This window comes from Pseudomonas sp. efr-133-TYG-5 (assembly GCF_030209175.1).
Classification (GTDB): domain Bacteria; phylum Pseudomonadota; class Gammaproteobacteria; order Pseudomonadales; family Pseudomonadaceae; genus Aquipseudomonas.
In genome coordinates, this window is sequence record NZ_JARVSM010000001.1 from 1,051,011 (window position 1) to 1,075,370 (window position 24,360).

Annotated in this window: 22 protein-coding genes; 13 read left to right on the forward strand and 9 right to left on the reverse strand. The window is 62.4% G+C overall.

Annotated elements, in window-relative coordinates:
• Window positions 1-20: 20 nt before the first annotated feature.
• Both QRN70_RS04670 and QRN70_RS04675 read right to left on the reverse strand, forming a co-directional pair.
• The gene (locus tag QRN70_RS04670) at window positions 21-1,163 is read right to left on the reverse strand and encodes an HlyD family secretion protein (protein WP_285416042.1); all 1,143 of its coding nucleotides are present in this window, start codon (window positions 1,161-1,163) and stop codon (window positions 21-23) included.
• Window positions 1,160-2,815, reverse strand: a complete 1,656-nt coding sequence (locus QRN70_RS04675) for an MFS transporter (protein ID WP_285416043.1) — start codon at window positions 2,813-2,815, stop codon at window positions 1,160-1,162. Before QRN70_RS04675 ends, QRN70_RS04670 begins: the two co-directional genes overlap by 4 nt.
• 267 nt (window positions 2,816-3,082) lie before the next feature.
• Between QRN70_RS04675 and QRN70_RS04680 the strand changes: the two genes are divergently transcribed.
• The 7 genes from QRN70_RS04680 to QRN70_RS04710 all read left to right on the forward strand — a co-directional run bounded on the left by QRN70_RS04680 (window position 3,083) and on the right by QRN70_RS04710 (window position 10,570).
• Entirely contained in the window at window positions 3,083-4,033 is a 951-nt protein-coding gene (locus tag QRN70_RS04680) for a polysaccharide deacetylase family protein (RefSeq protein ID WP_285416044.1), read from the forward strand.
• 215 nt (window positions 4,034-4,248) lie between these two features.
• The gene (locus QRN70_RS04685) at window positions 4,249-5,499 is read left to right on the forward strand and encodes an OprD family porin (protein WP_285416045.1); all 1,251 of its coding nucleotides are present in this window, start codon (window positions 4,249-4,251) and stop codon (window positions 5,497-5,499) included.
• Window positions 5,500-5,905: 406 nt separating this feature from the next.
• Window positions 5,906-6,730 (forward strand): NAD-dependent epimerase/dehydratase family protein, encoded by an 825-nt coding sequence (locus QRN70_RS04690; protein ID WP_285416046.1) that lies wholly within the window; start codon window positions 5,906-5,908, stop codon window positions 6,728-6,730.
• Window positions 6,731-6,760: 30 nt separating this feature from the next.
• Window positions 6,761-7,654: an SMP-30/gluconolactonase/LRE family protein gene (locus QRN70_RS04695; protein ID WP_285416047.1), complete on the forward strand. Its 894-nt coding sequence runs from the start codon at window positions 6,761-6,763 to the stop codon at window positions 7,652-7,654.
• 60 nt (window positions 7,655-7,714) lie between these two features.
• The gene (locus tag QRN70_RS04700) at window positions 7,715-8,686 is read left to right on the forward strand and encodes a TRAP transporter substrate-binding protein (protein WP_285416048.1); all 972 of its coding nucleotides are present in this window, start codon (window positions 7,715-7,717) and stop codon (window positions 8,684-8,686) included.
• 76 nt (window positions 8,687-8,762) lie between these two features.
• Window positions 8,763-9,290, forward strand: coding sequence for a TRAP transporter small permease (locus tag QRN70_RS04705; protein WP_285416049.1), 528 nt, complete (start codon window positions 8,763-8,765; stop codon window positions 9,288-9,290).
• Window positions 9,290-10,570 carry a TRAP transporter large permease gene (locus tag QRN70_RS04710; RefSeq protein WP_285416050.1) on the forward strand — a complete coding sequence of 427 codons (1,281 nt, stop codon included), beginning with the start codon at window positions 9,290-9,292 and terminating at the stop codon, window positions 10,568-10,570. Before QRN70_RS04705 ends, QRN70_RS04710 begins: the two co-directional genes overlap by 1 nt.
• Before the next feature lie 78 nt (window positions 10,571-10,648).
• Here the strand turns inward: QRN70_RS04710 and QRN70_RS04715 are convergent, their stop codons facing one another.
• The 3 genes from QRN70_RS04715 to QRN70_RS04725 all read right to left on the reverse strand — a co-directional run bounded on the left by QRN70_RS04715 (window position 10,649) and on the right by QRN70_RS04725 (window position 13,214).
• On the reverse strand, window positions 10,649-11,449 hold the full coding sequence (locus tag QRN70_RS04715; protein ID WP_285416051.1) for a sulfite exporter TauE/SafE family protein: 801 nt from the start codon (window positions 11,447-11,449) through the stop codon (window positions 10,649-10,651).
• A gap of 9 nt (window positions 11,450-11,458) precedes the next feature.
• Window positions 11,459-12,703, reverse strand: coding sequence for an NAD(P)/FAD-dependent oxidoreductase (locus QRN70_RS04720; protein ID WP_285416052.1), 1,245 nt, complete (start codon window positions 12,701-12,703; stop codon window positions 11,459-11,461).
• 169 nt (window positions 12,704-12,872) lie between these two features.
• The gene (locus tag QRN70_RS04725; protein ID WP_007965280.1) at window positions 12,873-13,214 is read right to left on the reverse strand and encodes an ArsR/SmtB family transcription factor; all 342 of its coding nucleotides are present in this window, start codon (window positions 13,212-13,214) and stop codon (window positions 12,873-12,875) included.
• Window positions 13,215-13,305: 91 nt separating this feature from the next.
• Here QRN70_RS04725 and QRN70_RS04730 point away from each other — a divergent pair, with 91 nt between their 5' ends.
• Window positions 13,306-14,169, forward strand: a complete 864-nt coding sequence (locus QRN70_RS04730; protein WP_285416053.1) for an MBL fold metallo-hydrolase — start codon at window positions 13,306-13,308, stop codon at window positions 14,167-14,169.
• Here the strand turns inward: QRN70_RS04730 and bkdR are convergent.
• On the reverse strand, window positions 14,166-14,654 hold the full coding sequence (bkdR, locus tag QRN70_RS04735; RefSeq protein WP_016985245.1) for a Bkd operon transcriptional regulator BkdR: 489 nt from the start codon (window positions 14,652-14,654) through the stop codon (window positions 14,166-14,168). The genes QRN70_RS04730 and bkdR overlap by 4 nt on opposite strands.
• Before the next feature lie 185 nt (window positions 14,655-14,839).
• On the opposite strand from bkdR, the gene QRN70_RS04740 reads away from it, so the two are divergent.
• The 5 genes from QRN70_RS04740 to QRN70_RS04760 all read left to right on the forward strand — a co-directional run bounded on the left by QRN70_RS04740 (window position 14,840) and on the right by QRN70_RS04760 (window position 21,130).
• Complete coding sequence (locus QRN70_RS04740) at window positions 14,840-16,075, forward strand: 3-methyl-2-oxobutanoate dehydrogenase (2-methylpropanoyl-transferring) subunit alpha (protein WP_007965287.1); 1,236 nt, start codon at window positions 14,840-14,842, stop codon at window positions 16,073-16,075.
• A 1-nt stretch (window position 16,076) separates the two neighbouring features.
• Complete coding sequence (locus tag QRN70_RS04745) at window positions 16,077-17,135, forward strand: alpha-ketoacid dehydrogenase subunit beta (protein ID WP_039762207.1); 1,059 nt, start codon at window positions 16,077-16,079, stop codon at window positions 17,133-17,135.
• Window positions 17,136-18,416 (forward strand): dihydrolipoamide acetyltransferase family protein, encoded by a 1,281-nt coding sequence (locus tag QRN70_RS04750; RefSeq protein ID WP_285416054.1) that lies wholly within the window; start codon window positions 17,136-17,138, stop codon window positions 18,414-18,416.
• Window positions 18,417-18,420: 4 nt separating this feature from the next.
• On the forward strand, window positions 18,421-19,794 hold the full coding sequence (lpdA, locus tag QRN70_RS04755) for a dihydrolipoyl dehydrogenase (RefSeq protein ID WP_285416055.1): 1,374 nt from the start codon (window positions 18,421-18,423) through the stop codon (window positions 19,792-19,794).
• A 316-nt stretch (window positions 19,795-20,110) separates the two neighbouring features.
• Window positions 20,111-21,130 carry a branched-chain amino acid aminotransferase gene (locus tag QRN70_RS04760; RefSeq protein ID WP_285416056.1) on the forward strand — a complete coding sequence of 340 codons (1,020 nt, stop codon included), beginning with the start codon at window positions 20,111-20,113 and terminating at the stop codon, window positions 21,128-21,130.
• Between the two features lie 163 nt (window positions 21,131-21,293).
• Here the strand turns inward: QRN70_RS04760 and QRN70_RS04765 are convergent, their stop codons facing one another.
• From QRN70_RS04765 to dmeF, 3 genes are all read right to left on the reverse strand, one after another.
• Window positions 21,294-22,115 carry a TIGR03915 family putative DNA repair protein gene (locus QRN70_RS04765; RefSeq protein ID WP_285416057.1) on the reverse strand — a complete coding sequence of 274 codons (822 nt, stop codon included), beginning with the start codon at window positions 22,113-22,115 and terminating at the stop codon, window positions 21,294-21,296.
• Window positions 22,112-23,332 carry a putative DNA modification/repair radical SAM protein gene (locus QRN70_RS04770; RefSeq protein ID WP_285416058.1) on the reverse strand — a complete coding sequence of 407 codons (1,221 nt, stop codon included), beginning with the start codon at window positions 23,330-23,332 and terminating at the stop codon, window positions 22,112-22,114. Before QRN70_RS04770 ends, QRN70_RS04765 begins: the two co-directional genes overlap by 4 nt.
• A gap of 78 nt (window positions 23,333-23,410) precedes the next feature.
• Window positions 23,411-24,352 carry a CDF family Co(II)/Ni(II) efflux transporter DmeF gene (dmeF, locus tag QRN70_RS04775; protein WP_285416059.1) on the reverse strand — a complete coding sequence of 314 codons (942 nt, stop codon included), beginning with the start codon at window positions 24,350-24,352 and terminating at the stop codon, window positions 23,411-23,413.
• Window positions 24,353-24,360: the final 8 nt, after the last annotated feature.

Here is a 24,360-nt window from a genome sequence, read left to right on the forward strand (position 1 = left end):
CTGCAAAGGATCTGCTGCGATCAGTGCGGTTGTGTGTCGCCCGCTGCGGTGTCGATGCTGACCACCACCGACATCCCCGGACGCAGCCGTTCGATCTCCTGCTGATCCGGATCGATGGTGATCCGCACCGGCACCCGCTGGGCGATTTTCACGAAGTTGCCGGTGGCGTTGTCCGCCTGCAACAGGGCGAATTCGGAACCGGTGCCCGGCGAGATGTGCTGCACATGCCCGGTGAAGCGCCGGTGGTTCAAGGCATCGACGGTAAAATGCACCGGTTGCCCGACCCGCACGTTGTTCATCTGGGTTTCCTTCATGTTGGCGATCACCCACTTCTGGTCCGGCACCAGCGCCATCAGTTGGGCCCCGGAGTTGACGTAGGCACCGAGGCGCACGCCGATCTGGCCGAGCTGACCGTCGCGCGGGGCGTAGATGCGCGTATTCGACAGGTCGATCCGCGCCAGTTGCACCGCCGCTTCGGCACTGGCCACCGCCGCCTCCAGCGAGCCGCGGTTGACGATCACCGTTTGCAGGTCCTGACGGGCGATTTCCAGATTGGCCTTCGCCTGCGCCACCGCCGCGACGCTTTGCGCATTGGCCGCCAGCGCCACGTCCATCTCGCGCTTGGACACCGAGCCGTCACGCACCAGTTCTTTGTTGCGGCGCAGGTCAGCCTCGCTCTTGCGCAACTGCGCTTCGCTGTCGGCCTGGACCGCCTGGCGCAACTTGATCGTGGCTTCGGCGCTGTTGCGCTGCTGCACGACGTTGGCCAGCGCCGCTTTCTGCACCGCCAGTTGCGCCAGCGACTGATCGAGGCGCTGCTGATAGATGCGGTCATCGAGCCGCACCAGCAGGTCGCCGGCCTTCACAAACTGGAAGTCCTGCACCGGCACCTCGAAGACATAGCCGCTGAGCTGCGGGCCGATGATCGTCACCTGCCCGCGCACCAGGGCATTTTCAGTGGTTTCCACCGCGCTGCTGAACGGTGGCAGTTGCCAGGCGTACAACACGATCAGCACGCCGACAATGGCGATCGCGGCAAAGCCCAGCGACGAAATGATCCGCACCCGCAGCGAGCGCGGCTCGGTGTTCGGCGAGGACGGCGGTGCCACGCCTTCCGGGGTGGCGGCGATGGCATTGGTGGTTGTGGTGGTCGGTTCGGTCATGAATTGGAAGCACCGCTAGGAGGTACGGAAGGCGCTGGGTCGACGGCTTTGGTGGTGCTCATCAGCCACAGCGCACGAATGGACAGCCAGATCATGGTCAGCACCGCAATCACGGCGATCAGCATGAATACATCGTTATAGGCCAGCACGTTGGCTTCGCGAGTGGCCGCGTTCGACAGGCTGCGAATCCCGGCCAGATTGCGCAGGCTCGGGTCGGCCAGCAAGGAACCGTAAGCCGACCCGCCGCTCTGCACACGGGCAGCCACCAGCGGATCGGACAGCGTCAGATGCTCGACCAGATGACCGGAATGGAATTTCTCGCGCACGATCTGGAACGTGCCCAGCAACGCCGCGCCAAGCAGGCCGCCGAGGTTGTTGCAGATCCCGAACAACACCGAAAAACTCACCAGATTGCGCGGATTGGTCAGCACGTTGCGGGTGCCGAACACCATGGTCGGTCCCAGAAAAAACGTGCTGCCGAAGGCCAGCAGAAACTGGCTGAAATACAGGTTTTGCGGGCGGGTCAGGTTGTTGGAAAAACTGTCCATCACCGAACCGGTGGCCATCAGCGCCAGCGAGATGATCAGCGGCATCAGCAGGTGCTTGGGGTCGATGGTCAGGGCGCTGGTCGCTAACCCGGCGATGCTGCCGATCAGCATCACCACATACAGGCTGTGCAGTTGCTCATAACCCATGTTGAGGTTCTGCATGAAACCGACGGCGCCGGTGGACTGTTCCGAGGTAACCATGCGAATCAGGGTCACCGCCAGCGCCAGGCGGATCATCGTGCCGCTGCCGAGCCAGCGGGTCATCAGCATCGGGTTGCTGCGATTGTGCTCGATCGCCAGGCCCGCGAGGATCAGGGCAATCGAGGCCGCCAGCGCATAGCCGATCCAGTTGGCCTCCAGCCACCAGTCGATGCGCCCCAGCGAGAGCACCGCGCAAAGCAGTGCCACGCCGCTGGCGAGAATGGCGAAGGTCAGAAAGTCCAGCGGCTCGAAGGTTTTGAAGCGATCACCGGGCGGCAACTTGAGCAGCAACACGCAGCCCAGCGACAGCAAGGCCATGCCCAGTTCGAACAGGTACAAACCGCGCCATTCGGCAATCTGCAGCAAGTCTTCGGAGAACAGGCGCGCCAGCGGCAGGGCCAATTGCGACGCACCGAGGCCCAGCACCAGCGCCTTCAACCGCCACTTGGCCGGAAATGCCTGGATCATGTAATACAGGCCCAACGAACTCAGCGCCGCACCGACCATGCCGTGCGCCGCCCGCACCGCGATGGCCGAACTCAGGTCATTGACGAACAGATGGCCGAACGTCACCAGCGCATACAGCACCAGAAACACTTCGGTGAACGCGCGCAGGCCGAACTGCTGGCGAAACTTCACCAGCAGCAGGTTCATCGACACATTGGTCATCACAAACGCAGCCGGCAGCCAGGCCATCTCCGCCGTGGTCGCGCCCAGCGCGCCTTGCAGGTAAGGCAGGTTGGCGACCACCAGCGAGTTGCCCAAACCACCGGTCACCGCCACCAGCAGCCCGACCAGCGCGTAGGCCAGGCGCTTGGGGTTGGAGTGCAGCGGCGTCGAGGGGGAACCGGGCAGACTGGGCTTCTCGTGCGGCTGCCAGTCGCGCGGGGCGTATCGATCCATTGAAAGGCCTTGTGCTTGTGTTGCCGGGAGTTTGCCGCAAATCTTGCGGCAAACCCACAATCCTGTGGGAGCTGGCTTGCCGGCGATGACGGCAGTCGGCTCGGCAACAGGGTGCCTGGCAGACCGTTATAGCGGGCACGCCCGCCCTCACAGGTTTCGTGGTGGATTCGTAAATTCTGTTTAAAGGTCCTCTCGCCCGCAACGGATTTTTCCTGCGCCGGGCAACTGCCACCCTTGCAGCCCTTCTCAACCTGCAAGGTGCCCGTTATGACCACTCCCCGCTGGCAACGCTCCCCGCGTCTGCTGAAAAACCTGCTGGCCGCGACCCTGTTGCTGCCCGCTCTCGCTTTCGCCCAGCAACGGCCATGGCCGGACGGCTCGCAACTGGTGATTTCGGTGTCGATGCAATTCGAAACCGGCGGCCAGCCCGAAGGCGCCGAAAGTCCCTTCTCCGGCAGCCCGCTGCCCAAGGGCTACCCGGACCTGCCGGCGCAGACCTGGTTCGACTACGGCTACAAGGAAGGCCTGTGGCGCCTGCTCGATCTGTGGGACCGCACCGGCATCAAGGTCACCTCCCACGTGGTCGGCGAGGCCGCCCTCAAGCACCCGGAACTCACCAGGGCAATTGCCGCGCGCGGGCATGAACTGGCCGCACACGGCATGCGCTGGGCCGATTCCTACAACATGAATTACGCCGAGGAAAAACAGTTCATCGGCGACGGCGTGGCGGCGCTGGAAAAACTCACCGGCCAGCGCTCGGTCGGCTACAACGCCAACTGGCTGCGGCGCAGTCCGAATACGCTGAAAGTGCTGCAGGACCTGAACTTCACCTACCACATCGACGACGTCAGCCGCGACGAACCGTTCGTGACCCTGGTGCGCGGGAAAAAATTCGCCGTGGTGCCCTACACCCTGCGCAATAACGACATCGTGCTGATCGAGGGACGGCACTTCTCCGCCGAGCAGTTCTACCAACAACTGGTGCTGGAGTTCGATCGTCTCTACGCCGAAGGTGCGAGCAAGCGGCGGATGATGTCGGTGAGTCTGCACGACCGCATCGGCGGCACCCCGGCGATGGTCGAGGCGATGGAGCGGTTCATTCGTTACGCCCAGGCGCATCCGAAGGTGAGTTTCATGCGCAAGGATCGGATTGCGCAGATTGTGCTGAACGAAAAAGACCCGCTGATCGATGACACCGAGGCGTTCTACAACCGGTAAAAACGCCTGAAGCAGCCCTCTTTGCAGCATTTGCAGGGCTGCCGACTCGCGCAAGTCATCGTAAAAAGCCCTGTTGACTTTTGCGGAAAACCTCGCAAATATCCGCAACCATGTTGTACGACGACGTACGACAAATAATAAGAACAACAAATGAAACAGGGAGCGTCACCGTGAGCACACTCGTCTGCAATTCCGTTCGCACGTCCCGTATTTGCATGCCCCGCCCGCGTTCCAGCCTGAGTTTGATCGGCTGCGGCAGCCTAGCCCTGGTTTTGCCGATGAGCGCAGACGCCGAAGGCTTCATCGAAGACAGCAAAGCCACGCTGAACCTGCGCAACGCCTACTTCAATCGCAACTTCGTCAATCCGAACTACCCGCAGGGCAAAGCCGAAGAGTGGACGCAGAACTTCATCCTCGATGCCAAGTCCGGCTTCACCCAAGGCACGCTCGGTTTCGGTCTCGATGTGCTGGGAATGTATTCGCAGAAACTCGATGGCGGCAAAGGCACCGGCGGTACGCAACTGCTGCCGATCCACGATGACGGGCGCCCCGCGGACAATTTCGGACGACTGGGTGTAGCGCTCAAAGCCAAGGTGTCGAAGACCGAACTGAAGGTGGGTGAATGGATGCCGGTGTTGCCGATCCTGCGCTCGGACGACGGTCGCTCGTTGCCGCAGACCTTTCGCGGTGGCCAGATCACCTCCACCGAAATCAACGGCCTGACCCTCTACGGTGGGCAGTTCCGTGGCAACAGCCCGCGCAACGATGCCAGCATGGAAGACATGTCGATGAACGGCCGCGGCGCGTTCACCTCCGATCGCTTCAACTTCGGCGGCGGCGAATACACCTTCAACGACAAGCGCACCCTGGTCGGCGTGTGGTACGCCGAACTCAGCGACATCTACCAACAGCAGTATTTCAACCTCAGCCACAGCCAACCACTGGGCGACTGGACGCTGGGCGCCAACCTCGGTTTCTTCACTGGCAAGGAAGACGGCAGCGCCCAGGCCGGCGACCTCGATAACAAGACCGCGTTCGCCCTGCTTTCGGCCCGCTACGGCGGCAACACCTTCTATGTCGGCCTGCAACGACTCAGCGGCGACGACGCGTGGATGCGGGTCAACGGCACCAGCGGCGGCACCCTGGCCAACGACAGCTACAACGCCAGTTATGACAACGCCAAAGAGCGCTCCTGGCAGTTGCGTCATGACTACAACTTCGTTGCCCTCGGCATTCCCGGCCTGACCCTGATGAACCGCTACATCAGCGGCGATAACGTGCACACCGGGGCGATTACCGACGGCAAGGAATGGGGCCGCGAGTCGGAACTGGGATACACCGTGCAGAGCGGGCCGCTGAAAAACCTCAATGTGAGATGGCGCAACGCGACGATACGCCGGGACTTCAGCACCAACGAGTTCGACGAGAACCGGGTCTTTATCAGCTATCCGATTTCGTTGTTGTAAGCAGACCTCTCTTTACCCCGTGGGAGCGAGCCTGCTCGCGAAGGCGCGTTGTCAGTCGATGCCAGAGTTGCTGGATCGGCCTCATCGCGGGCAAGCCGCTCCCAGAGGATTTTGTGCTGAATGCGGTAAACGAAGACAACGCTGATACCTGTGGGAGCTGGCTTGCCAGCGATGGCGGCGACAGATTCACCCTTGATGTCAATTGCCACAGCGTCGTCGCGAGCAGGTGCGCTTCCAAAAGGAATTGCATTGCAACGAAGGCGTCGCGGTGATTGCAAAGTGAATGAGCCCCTTCCGTCATTTACAGCAAAAGTCGCGTTGACAAGTTCTGGAAAGCCTACCGATACTTCAGCGCAGTCATACGACAACCTACAACGAACCTAATAACAACGTGTAAGGGATTGCCATGACGTCTACCTCTGCTCCACGTGCCCCGTTCAACCGTCTGCTGCTGACCGGCGCTGCCGGTGGCCTGGGCAAAGTCCTGCGCGAACGTATGCGCCCTTATGCCAATGTCCTGCGCCTGTCAGACATTGCCGCCCTCGCCCCGGCCGTGGATGACCGCGAAGAAATCGTCCCCTGCGATCTGGCTGATAAACACGCCGTGCACCAACTGGTCGAAGGCGTCGACGCGATCCTGCATTTCGGCGGTGTCTCCGTCGAGCGGCCTTTCGAAGAAATCCTCGGCGCCAACATCTGCGGCGTGTTTCACATCTACGAAGCTGCACGCCGCCATGGTGTGAAGCGAGTGATCTTCGCCAGTTCCAACCACGTCATCGGCTTCTACAAACAGGACGAGCCGCTTGACGCCAGCTGCGCCCGCCGCCCCGACGGCTACTACGGATTGTCCAAGTCCTACGGCGAAGACATGGCCAGTTTCTACTTCGATCGCTACGGCATCGAGACCGTCAGCATCCGCATCGGCTCCTCGTTCCCCGAGCCGCAGAACCGCCGAATGATGCACACCTGGCTGAGCTTCGACGACCTCACCCAATTGCTCGAGCGCGCGCTGTACACACCCAACGTCGGCCATACCGTGGTCTATGGCATGTCCGCCAACAAGGACGTCTGGTGGGACAACCGCTTCGCCAGTCACCTCGGTTTCGAAGCGAAGGACAGCTCCGAAGTGTTCCGCGAGAAAGTCGAAGCGCAGCCGATGCCCGCCGCCGACGACCCGGCGCGGATCTATCAGGGCGGCGCGTTCGTCGCGGCCGGCCCCTTCGGCGACTGAACACTCTGCCAACGACGCAAAGGAATGAGTATGCAAGCCGAATTGATCGTCGATGCTCGCAACGCCGTGGGCGAAAGCCCGGTCTGGGTGCCGCAGGAAAACGCGCTGTATTGGGTCGATATTCCCAACGGCGGACTGCAACGCTGGAGCGCTGCCTCCGGCCATGTGCAGGCCTGGAAAACCCCGCAGATGCTCGCCTGCATCGCCTGTCACAGCGGTGGCGGCTGGGTTGCCGGCATGCAGAGCGGCTTTTTTCATCTGCACCCGCACAGCGACGGCAGCCTCGACAGCGAATTGCTCGCCACCGTCGAACACAGCCGACCGGACATGCGCCTCAACGATGGTCGCTGCGACCGCCAGGGCCGTTTCTGGGCCGGCAGCATGGTGCTCAATATGGGCCTGAACGCGCCTGAAGGCCGCCTCTACCGCTACGGCGCCGGCCCGTCAGGCGTGATCGAAGCGCCGCTCGACGGCTTCATCGTGCCCAACGGCCTCGGCTTCAGCCCTGACGGCAAGACGATGTACCTGTCCGATTCACATCCGCACGTGCAATTGATCTGGGCCTTCGATTACGACACCGAGACCGGCACGCCGTCGAACCGGCGGATCTTCGTTGACATGAACCACTTCCCCGGCCGCCCGGATGGCGCCGCCGTGGATGCCGAAGGCTGCTACTGGATCTGCGCCAACGACGCCGGACTGATTCATCGTTTTGCCCCGGACGGCCGCCTCGATTTCTCGCTGCAGGTGCCGGTGAAGAAACCGACGATGTGTGCCTTCGGCGGCAGCGACATGGACACGTTGTTTGTCGCCTCGATTCGTCCCGGCGACGACCGCGATCCGCAATCCCTGGCCGGCGGCGTTTTCGCGTTGAAGCCAAACGTCAAAGGCCTTGCCGAACCCTTGTTCAACGATCTGCTTTAACCGCTCTGCTGCACCGCTGCGCCTTGAACACAACAATAACAAGACTGGAGACTCACCCCCATGTACTTCAAACGCACCTTGCTGGCCGCTGCACTCCCGCTGATGTTTAGCTTCACTGGCGCCGCCCAGGCCCTGCAACTCAAATTCGCCGACATCCATCCCGCCGGTTATCCAACCGTGGTGGCCGAAGAAAACATGGGCAAGACCCTGACCAAGGAAACCAACGGCGAACTGACCTTCCAATACTTCCCCGGCGGCGTGCTGGGCTCTGAAAAGGAAGTCATCGAGCAGATGCAAGTCGGCGCGGTACAGCTGTCTCGCGTCAGCCTGGGTATCGTCGGCCCGGTGGTGCCGGACGTGAACGTGTTCAACATGCCGTTCATCTTCCGCGACCATCAACACATGCGTAACGTCATCGATGGCCCGGTGGGCGACGAGATCCTCGACAAAATCACCAACTCCGAATTCGGCCTCGTGGCCCTGGCCTGGATGGACGGCGGCACGCGCAACATCTACACCAAGAAACCGGTACGCAAGCTCGAGGACCTCAAGGGCATGAAGATCCGTGTCCAGGGCAACCCGATGTTCATCGACATGATGAACGCCATGGGCGGTAACGGTATCGCCATGGACACCGGGGAAATCTTCAGCGCCTTGCAGACCGGCGTGATCGACGGCGCGGAGAACAACCCGCCGACCCTGCTCGAACACAACCACTTCCAGAATGCCAAGTTCTACAGCCTGACCGGTCACCTGATCCTGCCAGAGCCGATTGTGATGTCGAAAATCACCTGGGAAAAACTCACCCCCGATCAACAGGCGCTGGTCAAGACCGCCGCCAAGGCTGCCCAGGCTGAAGAACGCGTGCTGTGGGACAACAAGTCCGCTGCCAGCGAAGAAAAACTCAAGGCCGCTGGCGTCGAGTTCATTCAGGTCGACAAGAAACCCTTCTACGACGCCACCGCACCGGTCCGGGAAAAGTACGGCGCGAAGTACGCCGACCTGATCAAGAAAATCGAAGCCGTTCAGTAACGCCTCCCGCTCCGTCCTCACTGACCAGGCCCGGTGCTCCTGATGACTCAGGCGCGCCCGGTTACGGTGGAACCCGATGAAGAATCTACTGCTGCGTATCAACGACAAGATCTACATGACGTGCATCTGGGTCGCCGGTCTTTCCGTCCTGGCGATTTCCCTGATGATTCCCTGGGGCGTGTTCGCCCGCTACGTGCTGGGCACCGGCTCGAGCTGGCCGGAGCCGACGGCGATCCTGCTGATGATGGTGTTCACCTTCATCGGTGCCGCCGCCAGTTACCGCGCCGGCGCGCACATGGCCGTGGCCATGCTCACCGACCGCATGCCAGCACCGCTGAGATCGGCGGCGGCGATATTCTCGCAACTGCTCATGGCGTCGATCTGCATTTTCATGACTATCTGGGGCGCCAAGTTGTGCATGTCCACCTGGAACCAGTTCATGGCGGCCCTGCCCGATCTGCGGGTTGGCGTGACCTATCTGCCGATTCCCGTGGGCGGCTTGCTGACGCTGGTTTTCGTCGTGGAAAAACTCTTGCTCGGTGACCAGAGCAAACGGCGGGTCGTGCAGTTCGATCTGGTTGAAGAAAGTGAAGGTGGCGCTTAATGGACGCTCTGATTCTGCTGGGCAGTTTTATCGTATTGATCCTCATCGGCATGCCAGTCGCCTATGCGCTGGGCGCCGCCGCGCTGATCGGTGCATGGTGGATCGACATCCCGTTCCAGGCGGTGATGATCCAGGTCGCGTCGGGGGTGAACAAATTCTCGCTGCTGGCCATTCCGTTCTTCGTCCTGGCCGGTGCGATCATGGCCGAGGGCGGCATGTCCCGGCGTTTGGTGGCGTGTGCCGGGGTGCTGGTGGGATTTGTGCGCGGTGGTCTGTCGCTGGTCAACATTGTTGCCTCGACCTTCTTCGGCGCGATCTCCGGTTCCTCGGTGGCCGACACCGCGTCGGTGGGTTCGGTGCTGATTCCGGAAATGGAACGCAAGGGCTATCCACGGGATTTCTCCACCGCGGTGACCGTCAGCGGCTCGGTGCAAGCCCTGCTCACGCCACCCAGCCATAACTCCGTGCTCTACTCCCTGGCGGCCGGTGGTACGGTTTCGATTGCCTCGCTGTTCATGGCGGGCGTCGTGCCGGGGTTGCTGATGAGCGCCTGCCTGATGGTGCTGTGCCTGATCTTCGCGAAAAAACGCGACTACCCCAAGGGTGAAGTCATCCCGATGCGCCAGGCGTTGAAAATCGTCGGCGAAGCCCTCTGGGGCCTGATGGCGATGGTGATCATCCTCGGCGGCATCCTCTCGGGGATTTTCACCGCCACGGAATCGGCGGCCATCGCTGTGTTGTGGTCGTTCTTCGTGACCATGTTCATCTACCGCGACTACAAGTGGCGTGAACTGCCGAAACTGATGCACCGCACGGTTCGCACCATTTCCATCGTGATGATCCTGATCGGCTTCGCCGCCAGCTTCGGCTACATCATGACCCTGATGCAGATTCCGGCGAAGATCACCACGCTGTTCCTGACCCTGTCGGACAACCGCTACGTGATCCTGATGTGCATCAACGTCATGCTGCTGTTGCTTGGCACCGTGATGGACATGGCGCCGCTGATTCTGATCCTCACGCCGATCCTGATGCCGGTGATTCTCGGCATCGGCGTCGACCCGGTGCAGTTCGGCATGATCATGCTGGTCAACCTCGGCATCGGCCTGATAACGCCACCGGTGGGCGCGGTGCTGTTCGTCGGTTCGGCGGTGGGCAAGGTCAGTATCGAAAGCACGGTGAAGGCGCTGCTGCCGTTCTACGCGGTGCTGTTTCTGGTGTTGATGCTGGTGACCTACATTCCGGCGATTTCGCTGTGGTTGCCGCATCTGGTGTTGTAATCCGCTGAACGACCGCAGCCTGCGCCCGTGCCTGCAGGAGCACACGGGCGCAGGCTGCGATGGTTCGGCTGCGCGACCTCAGGCGCGCAGCAGCATGTAAGCCGCGACCACCAGGCAGACACTGGCAAACCCCACCTGCAAGGCCCGCGCCGGCACCCGCGCGCAGAGCCTGCGACCGAGGATCATGCCGACGATGCTGGCGCCGATGAACGCCGCGCCAACACCGTCGATGCGCACCCCGGCATGAAACGCGCCGATCACGCCAATCGCCGAAATCAGGCTGATCACCATCAATGACGTGGCGACGATGCCGCGCATCTGCACATCGGTCAGTTGCTTGAACGCCGGCACGATCAGGAAACCACCGCCAACGCCGAGCAACCCCGAAACCACACCGGTCACCGCGCCCAACGCCGCAAGGGTCGCGGTGCATTTGGCGGTCCAGTCGAAACGCCCGGTCTGCTCGTTGAGCATGCAGTTTTTCTGCCCCCAACTCGCGTGGCCGTGATCGCTCGGCCCTTCCTGCTGACGTTCGCGGCGCAACATGCGCCAGGCCACCATGACCATCAGCAGACTGAAGAGGATCATCAGGATCTGCTCCGGCAACTGGTGCGCGAAATAGATGCCCAGCGGCGAAAACACCGCGCCGAGCCCCGCGATCAGCAGCGCCGCGCGGTAGCGCACCAGACCATGGCGCAAACCGTCGATCGCCCCGACTGCCGCCGCACTGCCGACCGCGAACAGCGCCACGGGCGCCGCTTGCGTCATGCTCCAGCCCAGGCCGAGAACCAGCGCCGGCACCGCCAGAATGCCACCGCCAGCCCCGGTCAAGCCGAGGACCAGGCCCATCACCACGCCAAACAGACTCGCCAGCAACATGGGATGCCCTCAGTCGACCTTCGACAAACCGGTCAGCCACTCGCGGCCCTTGAGCATGCCGTGCCAGTAGAACCACGGCAGCAGCGTCGCCTTCAGCCACCACGCGGAGCGCCGCGGCACGGTCGGGTCGAGGGCAAAGGTCGGCAGCAACTTCCCGCCGTAGCCGAACTCGGCGAGGATCACCTTGCCCTTCTCCACCGTCAGCGGGCACGAGCCGTAACCGTCGTACTTCAGTGGCAGCGGTCGTTGCTTGCGCAGGGCCAGCAGATTTTCCGCGACCACCACGACCTGCTTGCGCACCGCCGCAGCCGTTTTCGCGTTAGTCGTGCCGCAGATGTCACCGAGGCCGAACACCTCGGGGTAACGCGGATGTTGCAGGCTGTGCGGGTTGACTTCGCACCAGCCAGCAGCGTCGGCCAGCGCACTGTGCGCGATGAAATCCGGTGAGACCTGCGGCGGCACCACATGCAGCAGATCGAAGGTTTTCGCCTGTGTGGTGACGTTGCCGGCAGCATCCTTGATCTCGAACCAGGCGGTTTTCGCCGGGCCGTCGACCTTGACCAGGTTGGCGTTGAAGGCCAGTTGCGCGTTGTACTTTTCGATGTACTTCATCAGTGGCGCAACGAACGTCGCAACGCCGAACAGCGCCGCGCCGGCCAGGTTGAATTCCACCGCTACCTTGTTCAGCACACCGGTCCTGCGCCAGTGATCGCACGACAGGTACAACGCCTTCTGCGGCGCGCCGGCACATTTGATCGGCATCGCCGGCTGAGTGAACAGCGCCTTGCCGCCGCGCAGTTTCTGCACCTGATCCCAGGTGTATTGCGAATGCTGATAGCTGTAGTTGGAGGTCACGCCGTGCTGGCCGAGGCTTTCCTGCAGGCCTTCGATCTTCTCCCAGGCCAGACGCAGGCCGGGGCAGACGATCAGGTTCCGGTAGGAGACGGTGCGTTGATCGTTGAGGGTCAACTGGCGCTTGTCCGGGTCGACAGCGGTCACCGCCGCCTGAATCCAGGTGGCCTGACGCGGCATCACCTTGCTCATCGGCCGGGCAGTGTCCCTGGCGTCGTAGGCGCCACCGCCGACCAGCGTCCACGCCGGTTGGTAATAGTGCTGAGCGCTCGGCTCGATCACGGTGATCTGCGCAGTCGGATCACGCTTGAGCAGACTGGCGACGAAACCGATGCCGGCGGTGCCGCCGCCGATGACCACGATGTCCGCACTGATGGATGGGCCCCAGTGTTGATCGTTCATTGCTTGTTCCTTATGGCTGCACGCAAGGATTTTTTCGAATCAAACCACTCACCCTGTGGGAGCTGGCTTGCCAGCGAAAGGGACTTGTCAGCCGCTATTGATGGCGACTGACACTCCGCCATCGCTGGCAAGCCAGCTCCCCCAGGGTTTGTATTGTGGTGGCTGACATTTATTGATGGCCGAGACTTTTCAGCACCGCCCCGCAATACAGCCCGGACAGGGTCTTCATCACCTGAATCACTTCAGGACTGGCCAGACCGTAGAAGATGTACTTGCCTTCACGTCGGGTCGCTACCAGGCCTTCATCGCGCAGGATGCCCAATTGCTGGGACAGGGTTGGCTGGCGCACGCCGGTCATTTTTTCCAGTTCGCCGACATTGCGCTCGCCCTGGGTCAGCTGGCACAGGATCAACAGGCGATCCTCATTGGCCAGCGCCTTGAGCAGCGCGCAGGCCTTGGAGGCGGACGCCCGCAACTGGGCAACTTCACATTCGGTCAGACTGGATTGCATTTGCACGATGCCTTCAACGTCACTTAAGCTGCGAACATTATGTTTTTAGATAAAGTGTTGCAACCCATTTCCCTCGCTCAGGTTGGTGTCCATGCCCGCGCAGATTGAAGCTTTCCTCGACCCCGCCTCCTCGACCTACAGCTATGTGGTCTACGAAGCCGATGGCGGGCAGTGTGCAATCGTCGATCCGGTACTCGATTACGACGGCGCTGCCGGTCGCACCGGCACCGTGCAGGCCGACAAAATCGTCACCTTCGTCCGTGAACACCGCTTGCAGGTGCAGTGGCTGCTGGAAACCCATGCCCACGCCGATCACCTGTCTGCCGCGCCGTACCTGCGCCGCGAACTGGGCGGCAAAATTGCGATCGGCCAGTCGATCAGCAAAGTGCAGAACGTGTTCAAGGCGCTGTTCAACCTGGAGCCGGAATTCTGCGTCGACGGCTCGCAGTTCGATCACCTGTTCGCGCCGAACGAGTCGTTCAAGATCGGCAACCTCAAGGCCACCGCCTTGCACGTGCCCGGCCACACCCCGGCGGACATGGCTTACCTGATCGACGGCGAACAGATTCTGGTCGGCGACACGCTGTTCATGCCCGACGTCGGCACCGCCCGCTGCGACTTCCCCGGCGGCGACGCGCATCAGCTGTTCAACTCGATCCACAAACTGCTGGCCTTCCCTGCCAGCGTGAAGCTCTACGTCTGCCACGACTACCCGCCGGAAGGCCGCGAGTCGCAGTGCCAAACCACCGTCGGCGAGCAGCGCAAAAGCAATATTCATGTGCATGACGGGATTGATGAGGCCGCGTTCGTCGAGATGCGCACAAAGCGTGATGCCGGGCTGGGCATGCCGACGCTGTTGCTGCCGGCGATTCAGGTGAATGTGCGGGCGGGGAATTTTCCCGCGGCCGAAGACAACGGCGTCGTGTATCTGAAGGTGCCGATCAACCAGCTTTAACTGCCCAGCGTCAAACCATTCGCCGGCAACGGCAGCGCCGTCTTGTAGCGCACCTGCTTCAAGGCAAAACTGGAGCGAATGTTCGCCACCCCCGGCACCTTGGTCAGAAAGTCCATCATGAAGCGCTCCAGCGACTGAATGGTCGGCACCAGAACGCGGATCAGGTAATCCGGGTCGCCGGCCATCAGGTAGCACTCCATGACCTCCGGGCGGTCGGAAATCGCCTCTTCGAAATGCTGCAACGCTTCCTCGACCTGCTTTTCCAGGCTGACGTGAATGAACACGTTGACATGCAGCCCCAGCAGGTCGGCGTCGAGCAGCGTCACCTGCTCGCGAATCAGCCCCAGTTCCTCCATGGCCTTGACCCGGTTGAAACACGGCGTCGGCGACAGATTCACCGAGCGCGCGAGGTCGGCGTTGGTGATGCGCGCGTTCTCCTGAAGGCTGTTGAGAATGCCGATATCGGTACGGTCCAGTTTGCGCATGAGACAAAACCACCTGTTTTTTATGTTTATGCAGAATTTCTATCTGCAAATGGTCGCCAGCGCAACGAAACAGAGAGAAATATTCTTCTGCCCCGGGCCTATGATTGTTGTAGGACAAGATTTCTTTTATCGAAGAATGACTGCCAGCTCACTACAAGAAATTCACAAGATCGAGCGTAGAAGCCATGACCCAAGCGTATGAACCGCTGCGTCTGCACGTCCCCGAACCCTCGGGCCGCCCAGGCTGCAAAACCGACTTCTCCTACCTGCATCTGACCGATGCCGGTACGGTGCGCAAACCTTCCATCGATGTTGAACCGGCGGACACCGCCGACCTCGCCCGTGGCCTGATCCGCGTGCTCGACGACCAGGGCAACGCCCTCGGCCCGTGGGCGGAAAACGTGCCGGTCGAGATTCTCCGCAAGGGCATGCGCGCCATGCTCAAGACGCGGATCTACGACAACCGCATGGTGGTCGCCCAGCGGCAGAAAAAAATGTCGTTCTACATGCAGAGCCTCGGCGAAGAAGCCATCGGCAGCGCCCAGGCCCTGGCGCTGAACATCGATGACATGTGCTTCCCGACCTATCGCCAGCAAAGCATCCTGATGGCCCGCGACGTACCGCTGGTCGACCTGATCTGCCAGTTGCTGTCCAACGAGCGCGATCCGCTCAAGGGTCGTCAGCTGCCAATCATGTACTCGGTCAAGGACGCCGGTTTCTTCACCATCTCCGGCAACCTCGCCACCCAGTTCATCCAGGGTGTGGGCTGGGGCATGGCCTCGGCGATCAAGGGCGACACGAAAATCGCTTCGGCCTGGATCGGCGACGGCGCTACCGCCGAATCCGACTTCCACACCGCCCTCACCTTCGCCCACGTCTACCGCGCGCCGGTGATCCTCAACGTGGTCAATAACCAGTGGGCAATCTCGACCTTCCAGGCCATCGCCGGCGGTGAAGCCACCACCTTCGCCGGACGCGGCGTCGGCTGCGGCATCGCCTCGCTGCGCGTCGACGGCAACGATTTCTACGCGGTCTATGCCGCCTCCGCCTGGGCTGCCGAGCGCGCCCGCCGTGGCCTCGGTCCGACCATGATCGAGTGGGTCACCTACCGCGCCGGTCCGCACTCGACCTCCGACGATCCCTCCAAATACCGTCCTGCCGACGACTGGAGCCACTTCCCGCTGGGCGATCCGATTGCCCGCCTCAAGCAGCACCTGATCAAGGTCGGCCACTGGTCGGAAGAGGAACACGCCGCGGTCAGCGCCGAGCTCGAAGCCGAAGTGATCGCCGCGCAGAAACAGGCCGAACAGTACGGCACCCTCGCCGGCGGGCAGATTCCGAGCGCCGCGACCATGTTCGAAGACGTCTACAAAGAGATGCCGGAGCACTTGAAGCGCCAGCGTCAGCAGTTGGGGATCTGACATGAACGATCACAACAACAATATTCAGTTGGAAACCGCCATGACCACGACCACCATGACCATGATCCAGGCCCTGCGCTCGGCCATGGATGTGATGCTTGAGCGTGACGACAATGTGGTGGTATTCGGTCAGGACGTCGGCTACTTCGGCGGCGTGTTCCGTTGCACCGAAGGCCTGCAGACCAAGTACGGCACCTCGCGGGTGTTCGACGCGCCGATCTCCGAGAGCGGCATCGTCGGCGTCGCCGTCGGCATGGGCGCCTACGGTTTGCGTCCGGTGGCCGAGATCCAGTTCGCCGACTATGTCTACCCGGCGTCCGACCAGATCATTTCCGAAGCGGCGCGCCTGCGTTATCGCTCGGCCGGCGAATTCACCGCACCGATGACCCTGCGCATGCCTTGCGGCGGCGGCATCTACGGCGGCCAGACCCACAGCCAGAGCATCGAGGCGATGTTCACCCAGGTCTGCGGCCTGCGCACGGTGATGCCATCCAACCCGTACGACGCCAAGGGCCTGCTGATCGCTTCCATCGAAAACGATGACCCGGTGATCTTCCTCGAGCCCAAACGCCTGTACAACGGCCCGTTCGACGGCCATCACGACCGCCCGGTAACCCCGTGGTCGAAACACCCGGCCGCGCAAGTGCCGGACGGTTACTACACCGTGCCGCTGGACGTTGCCGCGATTACCCGGCCGGGCAAGGACGTCACCGTGCTGACCTACGGCACCACCGTGTACGTGTCGCAAGTCGCCGCTGAAGAAAGCGGCGTCGACGCCGAAGTCATCGACCTGCGCAGCCTGTGGCCGCTGGACCTGGACACCATCGTCAAATCGGTGAAGAAGACCGGCCGTTGCGTGGTGGTGCACGAAGCCACCCGCACCTGCGGTTTCGGCGCCGAACTGGTGTCGCTGGTGCAGGAGCACTGCTTCCATCACCTGGAAGCGCCGATCGAACGCGTCACCGGTTGGGACACGCCCTACCCGCACGCGCAGGAGTGGGCGTATTTCCCTGGGCCGTCCCGAGTGGGCGCGGCGTTGAAACGGGTCATGGAGGTCTGAATGGGCACGCACGTTATCAAGATGCCGGACATCGGCGAAGGCATCGCAGAAGTCGAACTGTCGCAGTGGCACGTCAAGGTCGGTGACCTGGTCGTCGAAGACCAGGTGCTGGCCGATGTCATGACCGACAAGGCCATGGTCGATATTCCGTCGCCGGTCCACGGCAAGGTCATCGCCCTTGGCGGTCAGCCGGGTGAAGTGATGGCGGTCGGCAGTGTGCTGATCAGCATTGAAGTCGAAGGCGCCGGCAATCTGAAAGAGTCCGCCGCGCCAGCGCCTGTGGCTGCGAAAGAGCCGCCTGCTGCAGCGCAAGTTGAAGTCGCAGTCGAGAGCAAGCCTGCCGCCGCGGCTGCTCCGCGTCCGGCAGCGGTGTGCCAGGGCCCGATGGTTGCCCGCGAGGCCGATGAGCGTCCACTCGCCTCGCCTGCCGTGCGCAAGCACGCGTTGGACCTGGGCATTCAACTGCGTCTGGTGCGTGGCAGCGGCCCGGCCGGGCGCATCCTGCACGACGACCTCGAGGCCTATCTGGCGCAGGGTCAGTCCAACGCTTCGGCGCCGGCAGCTGCGGCGTACGCCCAGCGCAACGACGAAGAACAGATTCCAGTGATCGGCATGCGCCGCAAGATCGCCCAGCGCATGCAGGATGCCACGCAGCGCGCCGCACACTTCAGCTACGTCGAGGAAATCGACGTCACCGCCATTGAAGAGCTGCGCGCCCACCTCAACGAAAAACATGGCGCCAGCCGTGGCAAGTTGACCCTGTTGCCGTTCCTCGTGCGCGCATTGGTCGTGGCCCTGCGCGACTTCCCGCAGATGAACGCCCGCTACGACGACGAAGCGCAGGTCATCACCCGCCTCGGCGCGGTGCATGTCGGTGTCGCCACGCAGAGCGACGTCGGCCTGATGGTGCCGGTGGTGCGTCACGCCGAGGCGCGCAGCCTGTGGGACAGCGCCGCGGAAATCTCCCGCCTGGCCAATGCCGCACGCAATGGCAAGGCCAGCCGCGATGAACTGTCCGGCTCGACCATCACCCTGACAAGCCTCGGCGCGTTGGGCGGCATCGTCAGTACGCCGGTGCTGAACCTGCCGGAAGTAGCGATTGTCGGCGTGAACAAAATCGTCGAGCGGCCGATGGTGGTCAAAGGCCAGGTGGTGATCCGCAAGATGATGAACTTGTCCAGTTCCTTCGATCACCGCGTGGTCGACGGCATGGACGCGGCACTCTTCATCCAGGCCATTCGCGGCCTGCTCGAACAACCCGCGACCCTGTTTGTGGAGTGATGCCATGCAAACCTTGAACACCACGCTGCTGATCATCGGCGGCGGTCCCGGCGGTTACGTCACGGCGATTCGCGCCGGGCAACTGGGCATTTCGACGATTCTGGTCGAAGGCCAGTCGCTGGGCGGCACCTGCCTGAACATCGGCTGCATTCCGTCGAAAGCGCTGATCCACGTGGCGGAGCAGTTCCACCAGACGCAGCATCACAACCAGCATTCGGCGCTGGGCATCAGCGTTGCCGCGCCGACCCTGGACATCAATAAAAGCGTCGAGTGGAAGGATGGCATCGTCGATCGCCTGACCACTGGCGTTGCCGCGCTGCTGAAAAAGCACAAGGTTCAGGTCATCCACGGCTGGGCCAAGGTTGTCGACGGCAAGACCGTTGACGTCGGCGACACCCGTATCCACTGCGAGCATCTGGTGCTGGCGACCGGTTCGACCAGTGTCAACCTGCCGATCCTGCCGATCGGCGGGCCGATCATCTCCTCCACCGAAGCGCTGGCGCCGAAATCCGTGCCTAAGCGCCTGGTGGTGGTGGGCGGCGGCTACATCGGCCTGGAGCTGGGCATTGCCTATCGCAAGCTGGGTGCCGAAGTCAGCGTGGTCGAGGCGCAGGAGCGTATTCTCCCGGCCTACGACGCCGAGCTGACGCAACCGGTGCACGAAGCGCTGAAGCAACTGGGCGTGAAGCTCTATCTCAAGCACAGCGTGCTGGGTTTCGACGGCACCCTGCAGGTGCGCGATCCGAACGGCGACACGCTGAGCCTGGAAACCGATCAGGTGCTGGTGGCCGTCGGGCGCAAACCGAACACCCAGGGCTGGAACCTCGAAGCGCTGAACCTGGACATGAACGGCTCGGCGATCAAGATCGACAGCCGCTGCCAGACCAGCATGCGCAACGTCTATGCCATCGGCGATCTGAGCGGCGAGCCCATGCTGGCGCACCGCGCCATGGCTCAGGGCGAGATGGTCGCCGAGCTGATCAGCGGCAAACACCGCGAATTCAACCCGACCGCCATCGCCGCCGTGTGCTTCACCGACCCGGAACTGGTGGTGGTCGGCAGGACGCCGGACGAAGCCAAGGCTGCCGGGCTGGACTGCATCGTTTCCAGCTTCCCGTTCGCCGCCAACGGCCGGGCAATGACCCTGGAGTCAAAAAGCGGTTTCGTGCGGGTGGTCGCGCGTCGCGACAATCATCTGATTGTCGGCTGGCAGGCGGTCGGTGTCGGGGTGTCGGAATTGTCCACCGCGTTCGCGCAGAGCCTGGAAATGGGCGCGCGGCTGGAAGACATCGGCGGCACCATCCATGCCCATCCGACCTTGGGTGAAGCGGTGCAGGAAGCGGCATTGCGTGCTCTGGGGCATGCGTTGCACCTGTAACGCCCAGCTTTTGTGGTGAGGGAGATTGCTCCCGCAGGGCTGCGAAGCGGCCCCAAACCCTGCCACTGCGGTACACCTGATGCACCGCGATGGCCGGTTTTACCAGTGCTGCACTGGAGCGGGAGCAAGCTCCCTCGCCACAAAAGAGCAGAAAGATAGAGGAATGATGGGAATTTAATAAGCAAGCTACGATTTTTGCCAATCCCCCCATCGTCCGGGCTGCGAAACCGCTCAAGAATGAAGTATTGTTGTGCCCATCCAAAAAACGTCAGAAGCCTTGAACCGTTTCGACGGTTGTTCAGTGATAGAGGGTGTCATGGGTAACGAAAGCATCAACTGGGACAAGCTGGGTTTTGATTACATCAAGACCGACAAACGCTATCTGTCGTACTTTCACAATGGCGAGTGGGACAAAGGCACCCTGACCGAAGACAACGTGCTGCACATCAGCGAAGGCTCGACGGCCCTTCACTATGGCCAGCAGTGCTTCGAAGGCCTCAAGGCCTATCGTTGCAAGGACGGCTCGATCAACCTGTTCCGCCCGGACCAGAACGCCGCACGCATGCAGCGCAGCTGCGCCCGTCTGCTGATGCCGCATGTCTCGACCGAGCAGTTCATCGAAGCGTGCAAGCAAGTGGTTCGCGCCAACGAGCGCTTCATCCCGCCTTACGGCACCGGCGGCGCGCTGTACCTGCGCCCGTTCGTGATCGGCGTGGGTGACAACATCGGCGTGCGTACCGCGCCGGAGTTCATCTTCTCGGTGTTTGCGATTCCGGTCGGCGCCTACTTCAAGGGCGGCCTGACCCCGCACAACTTCCAGATTTCCACCTTCGACCGCGCCGCGCCTCAAGGCACCGGTGCGGCCAAGGTCGGTGGCAACTACGCTGCCAGCCTGATGCCGGGCTCCCAGGCCAAGAAGGCGCACTTCGCCGACGCCATCTACCTGGATCCGCTGACCCACAAGAAAATCGAGGAAGTCGGCTCGGCCAACTTCTTCGGGATCACCCACGACAACAAGTTCGTCACCCCGAACTCGCCGTCGGTGCTGCCAGGCATCACCCGCCTGTCGCTGATCGAACTGGCCAAGACCCGCCTGGGCCTGGAAGTAGTCGAAGGCGACGTGTTCATCGACAAGCTGTCGGACTTCAAGGAAGCCGGCGCCTGCGGTACCGCAGCGGTGATCACCCCGATCGGTGGCATCAGCTACAACGACCACCTGCACGTGTTCCATAGCGAAACCGAAGTCGGCCCGGTCACCCAGAAGCTCTACAAGGAGCTGACCGGCGTGCAGACCGGCGACGTCGAAGCGCCAGCGGGCTGGATCGTCAAGGTTTGAACTGACGGCCGCTGATGCACAAAAGCCCGCCATCAAGTGATTGATGGCGGGCTTTGTGTTTCTTGAACCGCAGAATCCGAGGATCGCCGCCCGATAGCGCCTGCAGGAGAAACGCGGTGCCCCTTGTAGGAGCTGCCGCAGGTGGCGATATTCTTCGGATCTTCTACTTCAACGCAATACGCTTGCCGCCCCGTGCGGCAATCCCGCTGGCCTGGCCGTTCTGCTGCTTGCCCATCCGCGCCTGGGTAATCAGTCCGGGAATCAACTCGCCCTCCGGCAGGTTTTTCCAGAACCGCGTCGGCAAGTGCCCCTGCATGACCTTCTCGTTCAACCGCGCCGGATTGAAGATGTGACTGTAATAAGTCAACCACAATTCGCCATGCGGGTCGTCGACGTTCTGTGCCAGTTGTTGCCACTCAAGCGGACAGCGGCGTTGATGAAGCAACTGCTCGCCATCGTAATAAACCCCGTCGCGCGGGGTGGCGATCAGCCAGGAATGGCGACCCATGCGCCCGACAAAATGCTCGCTGGCACTGTGCAGAATGTCATGCGCCGGCTCATGCCAGGCCACATATTGCGGGCCGGGACTGCCCGCCGGTCGTTCGATGAAGCGCACGAACGCGTGCAAGTGATGGGCTTCGCGCTGCACCTGCTTGATCCGCCGCTGCAGCTCGCTGCCCAGCTGGTCGCCGGCCATCATTGCCGTGCGGTCACCGTGACTGACCCGCCACAGCACTTCGTACAACAGGCTCCAGCGCTGCTCGCCGCGATAGCGCGCGGCGCGTTCCAGGGTGTCGAGCAACGCCCGCGGGATCCGTGCCTGAAACGGCCCCTGCCCCTCTGGAACCGAATGCTCACTGGCAAACAGATCCCCGACACCTTCCGCCGCCCAGCTGACCAGACTTGGGTCGACCTCATGGCTGAGCAGCCATCGCGCCTGCTGGCGCCAGGTAGCGAACAGATCGTCGCAATCGAGGTTGATCATCCCCACAACCCCATCTGCTGCGGCAGCGGCCGGTCACGCAGTTGCTGATAGAGCATCTGGCTGGTGACTTCCGCCTGCTGCGGGTGATAGTCGCTGGTGATGAAAAACGGCTTGGCCTTGGCCAGCACACAGCGCATGCGGGCCAGGTCTTCGTAGCGAATGCGCCGCTGCCGGCGCAGTTCCACCAGCCGCTCGGTGGTACGCAGGCCGATGCCGGGAATGCGCGAGATCAACGCCGGTTCGGCGCGGTTCAGGTCCAGCGGAAACACCTCGCGATTCTGCAGCGCCCAGGCCAGCTTCGGGTCGATGTCCAGCGCCAGGTTGCCGGGGCCCTTGAGCAATTCCCCGGCGCTGTAGCCATAGCTGCGCAAGAGGAAATCGGCCTGATACAAACGGTGCTCGCGCATCAGCGGCGGCGCAGCCAGCGGTACGCTTTTCGGACTGTTGGGGATCGGGCTGAAGGCCGAGTAATACACCCGGCGCAGACGAAAATTGCCGTACAACGCCTGGGCGCCATGCAGGATGGTGCTGTCGTCGGTGTCGTCGGCGCCGACGATCATCTGCGTGCTCTGCCCGGCCGGGGCGAATTTCGGTGCACGCGGCTCGTTGAGTACGGTCTGCACGCCGGTGTAGATCGTGCCCATGGCCTGCTTGATCGAACCCAGCTGTTTTTCCGGGGCCAGGGTCTGCAGGCTGGCGTCCGTCGGCAGTTCGATGTTGACGCTCAGGCGGTCGGCATAACGGCCGGCCTCGGCGATCAGCGCCGGGTCGGCTTCGGGGATGGTCTTGAGGTGGATGTAGCCACGAAATTCGTGCTCCTCGCGCAGCAGCCGCGCCACACGATTGAGCTGTTCCATGGTGTAGTCCGCCGAGCGGATGATCCCCGAGCTGAGGAACAGGCCGCTGACGCAGTTGCGCCGGTAGAAGTCCAAGGTCAGCGCCACCACCTCTTCCGGCGTGAAGCGCGCGCGGGGCACATCGCTGGAACGGCGGTTGACGCAGTACTGGCAGTCGTAGAGGCAGAAGTTGGTCAGGAGGATTTTCAGCAGCGACACGCAGCGCCCGTCCGGCGTGTAGCTGTGGCAGATGCCCATGCCGTCGGTGGAGCCCAGGCCGCTCTTGCCCTCGGAGCTGCGCTTGGGCGCGCCGCTGCTGGCACAGGAGGCATCGTACTTGGCGGCGTCGGCGAGAATGCTGAGCTTGTCGATGATTTGCATGGCGTGGACTCGATACTGGTTATGCGTACAGTATCGAGTCTGGTGGCCTGGCACAAGGTGCAAAGCAGGTTCCAGCGATCAGCCGCTGCGCAGTTCGACGGTCAGGTGCGACAACTCATGCAGCGGTGCCAGGCGTTCGCGGATCGTCTGCGCGCTGACTCCGTCAGCCGCCACCACGCTGACAATCGCCGCCCGTGCCTGCGGGCCGACCTGCCACACGTGCAAGTCACTGATGCGCACGTCGCCGGGGGTTTCCAGGCGTGCGCGGATCTGCGCCGCCAGCGGTTCGTCGGTGGCGTCGAGCAGCACCGCGGCGCTGTCGCGCATCAGGTTGTAGGCCCATTTGCCGATGACCATCGCACCGACGATGCCCATCACCGGGTCCAGCCACACCCAGCCCAGGTAGCGCCCGGCGAGCAGCGCAGCAATGGCCAGCACCGAAGTCAGGGCATCGGCCAGCACATGCACATAGGCTGAACGCAGGTTGTTGTCGTGATGGTGATGAGCGTCGTGGCCATGCGCGTGGTCATGGTCATGATGATGGCCATGGTCGTGCCCGTGATGGCCCATCAGCAGAAAGGCGCTGAGCAGATTCACCGCCAGGCCGACCACGGCAATCACCGTCGCCTCGCCGAACGCCACGCTGGTGGGCTGCAACAGGCGCAGGATCGACTCGCCGGCAATCCCCAGCGACACCAGGCCGAGCACCATGGCCGAGGCAAATCCGGCGAGATCGCCGACCTTGCCGGTGCCGAAACTGTAGCGGCGATTGTTTGCATTGCGCCGGGCAAAACCATAGGCAGCCGCCGCGATGCCCAATGCGCCGGCGTGGGTGGCCATGTGAAAACCGTCGGCCAGCAATGCCATGGAGCCGGTGAGGTAACCGGCGGCAATCTCGCCGATCATCATCACGAACGTCAGCGCCACCACCCACAAGGTGCGCCGGGCGTTCTCGTCGTGGGAGGCGCCGAGAAACTGGTGATCGTGGCTGAAGTGGTCAGCCTTCGGTGTCAGGGTCATGGTGGCGC

Coding starts and splice junctions, on each gene's coding strand:
- QRN70_RS04670 (WP_285416042.1), bottom strand. CDS start 1,163: ATGACCGAACCGACCACCACAACCACCAATGCCATCGCCGCCACCCCG.
- QRN70_RS04675 (WP_285416043.1), bottom strand. CDS start 2,815: ATGGATCGATACGCCCCGCGCGACTGGCAGCCGCACGAGAAGCCCAGT.
- QRN70_RS04680 (WP_285416044.1), top strand. CDS start 3,083: ATGACCACTCCCCGCTGGCAACGCTCCCCGCGTCTGCTGAAAAACCTG.
- QRN70_RS04685 (WP_285416045.1), top strand. CDS start 4,249: ATGCCCCGCCCGCGTTCCAGCCTGAGTTTGATCGGCTGCGGCAGCCTA.
- QRN70_RS04690 (WP_285416046.1), top strand. CDS start 5,906: ATGACGTCTACCTCTGCTCCACGTGCCCCGTTCAACCGTCTGCTGCTG.
- QRN70_RS04695 (WP_285416047.1), top strand. CDS start 6,761: ATGCAAGCCGAATTGATCGTCGATGCTCGCAACGCCGTGGGCGAAAGC.
- QRN70_RS04700 (WP_285416048.1), top strand. CDS start 7,715: ATGTACTTCAAACGCACCTTGCTGGCCGCTGCACTCCCGCTGATGTTT.
- QRN70_RS04705 (WP_285416049.1), top strand. CDS start 8,763: ATGAAGAATCTACTGCTGCGTATCAACGACAAGATCTACATGACGTGC.
- QRN70_RS04710 (WP_285416050.1), top strand. CDS start 9,290: ATGGACGCTCTGATTCTGCTGGGCAGTTTTATCGTATTGATCCTCATC.
- QRN70_RS04715 (WP_285416051.1), bottom strand. CDS start 11,449: ATGTTGCTGGCGAGTCTGTTTGGCGTGGTGATGGGCCTGGTCCTCGGC.
- QRN70_RS04720 (WP_285416052.1), bottom strand. CDS start 12,703: ATGAACGATCAACACTGGGGCCCATCCATCAGTGCGGACATCGTGGTC.
- QRN70_RS04725 (WP_007965280.1), bottom strand. CDS start 13,214: ATGCAATCCAGTCTGACCGAATGTGAAGTTGCCCAGTTGCGGGCGTCC.
- QRN70_RS04730 (WP_285416053.1), top strand. CDS start 13,306: ATGCCCGCGCAGATTGAAGCTTTCCTCGACCCCGCCTCCTCGACCTAC.
- bkdR (WP_016985245.1), bottom strand. CDS start 14,654: ATGCGCAAACTGGACCGTACCGATATCGGCATTCTCAACAGCCTTCAG.
- QRN70_RS04740 (WP_007965287.1), top strand. CDS start 14,840: ATGACCCAAGCGTATGAACCGCTGCGTCTGCACGTCCCCGAACCCTCG.
- QRN70_RS04745 (WP_039762207.1), top strand. CDS start 16,077: ATGAACGATCACAACAACAATATTCAGTTGGAAACCGCCATGACCACG.
- QRN70_RS04750 (WP_285416054.1), top strand. CDS start 17,136: ATGGGCACGCACGTTATCAAGATGCCGGACATCGGCGAAGGCATCGCA.
- lpdA (WP_285416055.1), top strand. CDS start 18,421: ATGCAAACCTTGAACACCACGCTGCTGATCATCGGCGGCGGTCCCGGC.
- QRN70_RS04760 (WP_285416056.1), top strand. CDS start 20,111: ATGGGTAACGAAAGCATCAACTGGGACAAGCTGGGTTTTGATTACATC.
- QRN70_RS04765 (WP_285416057.1), bottom strand. CDS start 22,115: ATGATCAACCTCGATTGCGACGATCTGTTCGCTACCTGGCGCCAGCAG.
- QRN70_RS04770 (WP_285416058.1), bottom strand. CDS start 23,332: ATGCAAATCATCGACAAGCTCAGCATTCTCGCCGACGCCGCCAAGTAC.
- dmeF (WP_285416059.1), bottom strand. CDS start 24,352: ATGACCCTGACACCGAAGGCTGACCACTTCAGCCACGATCACCAGTTT.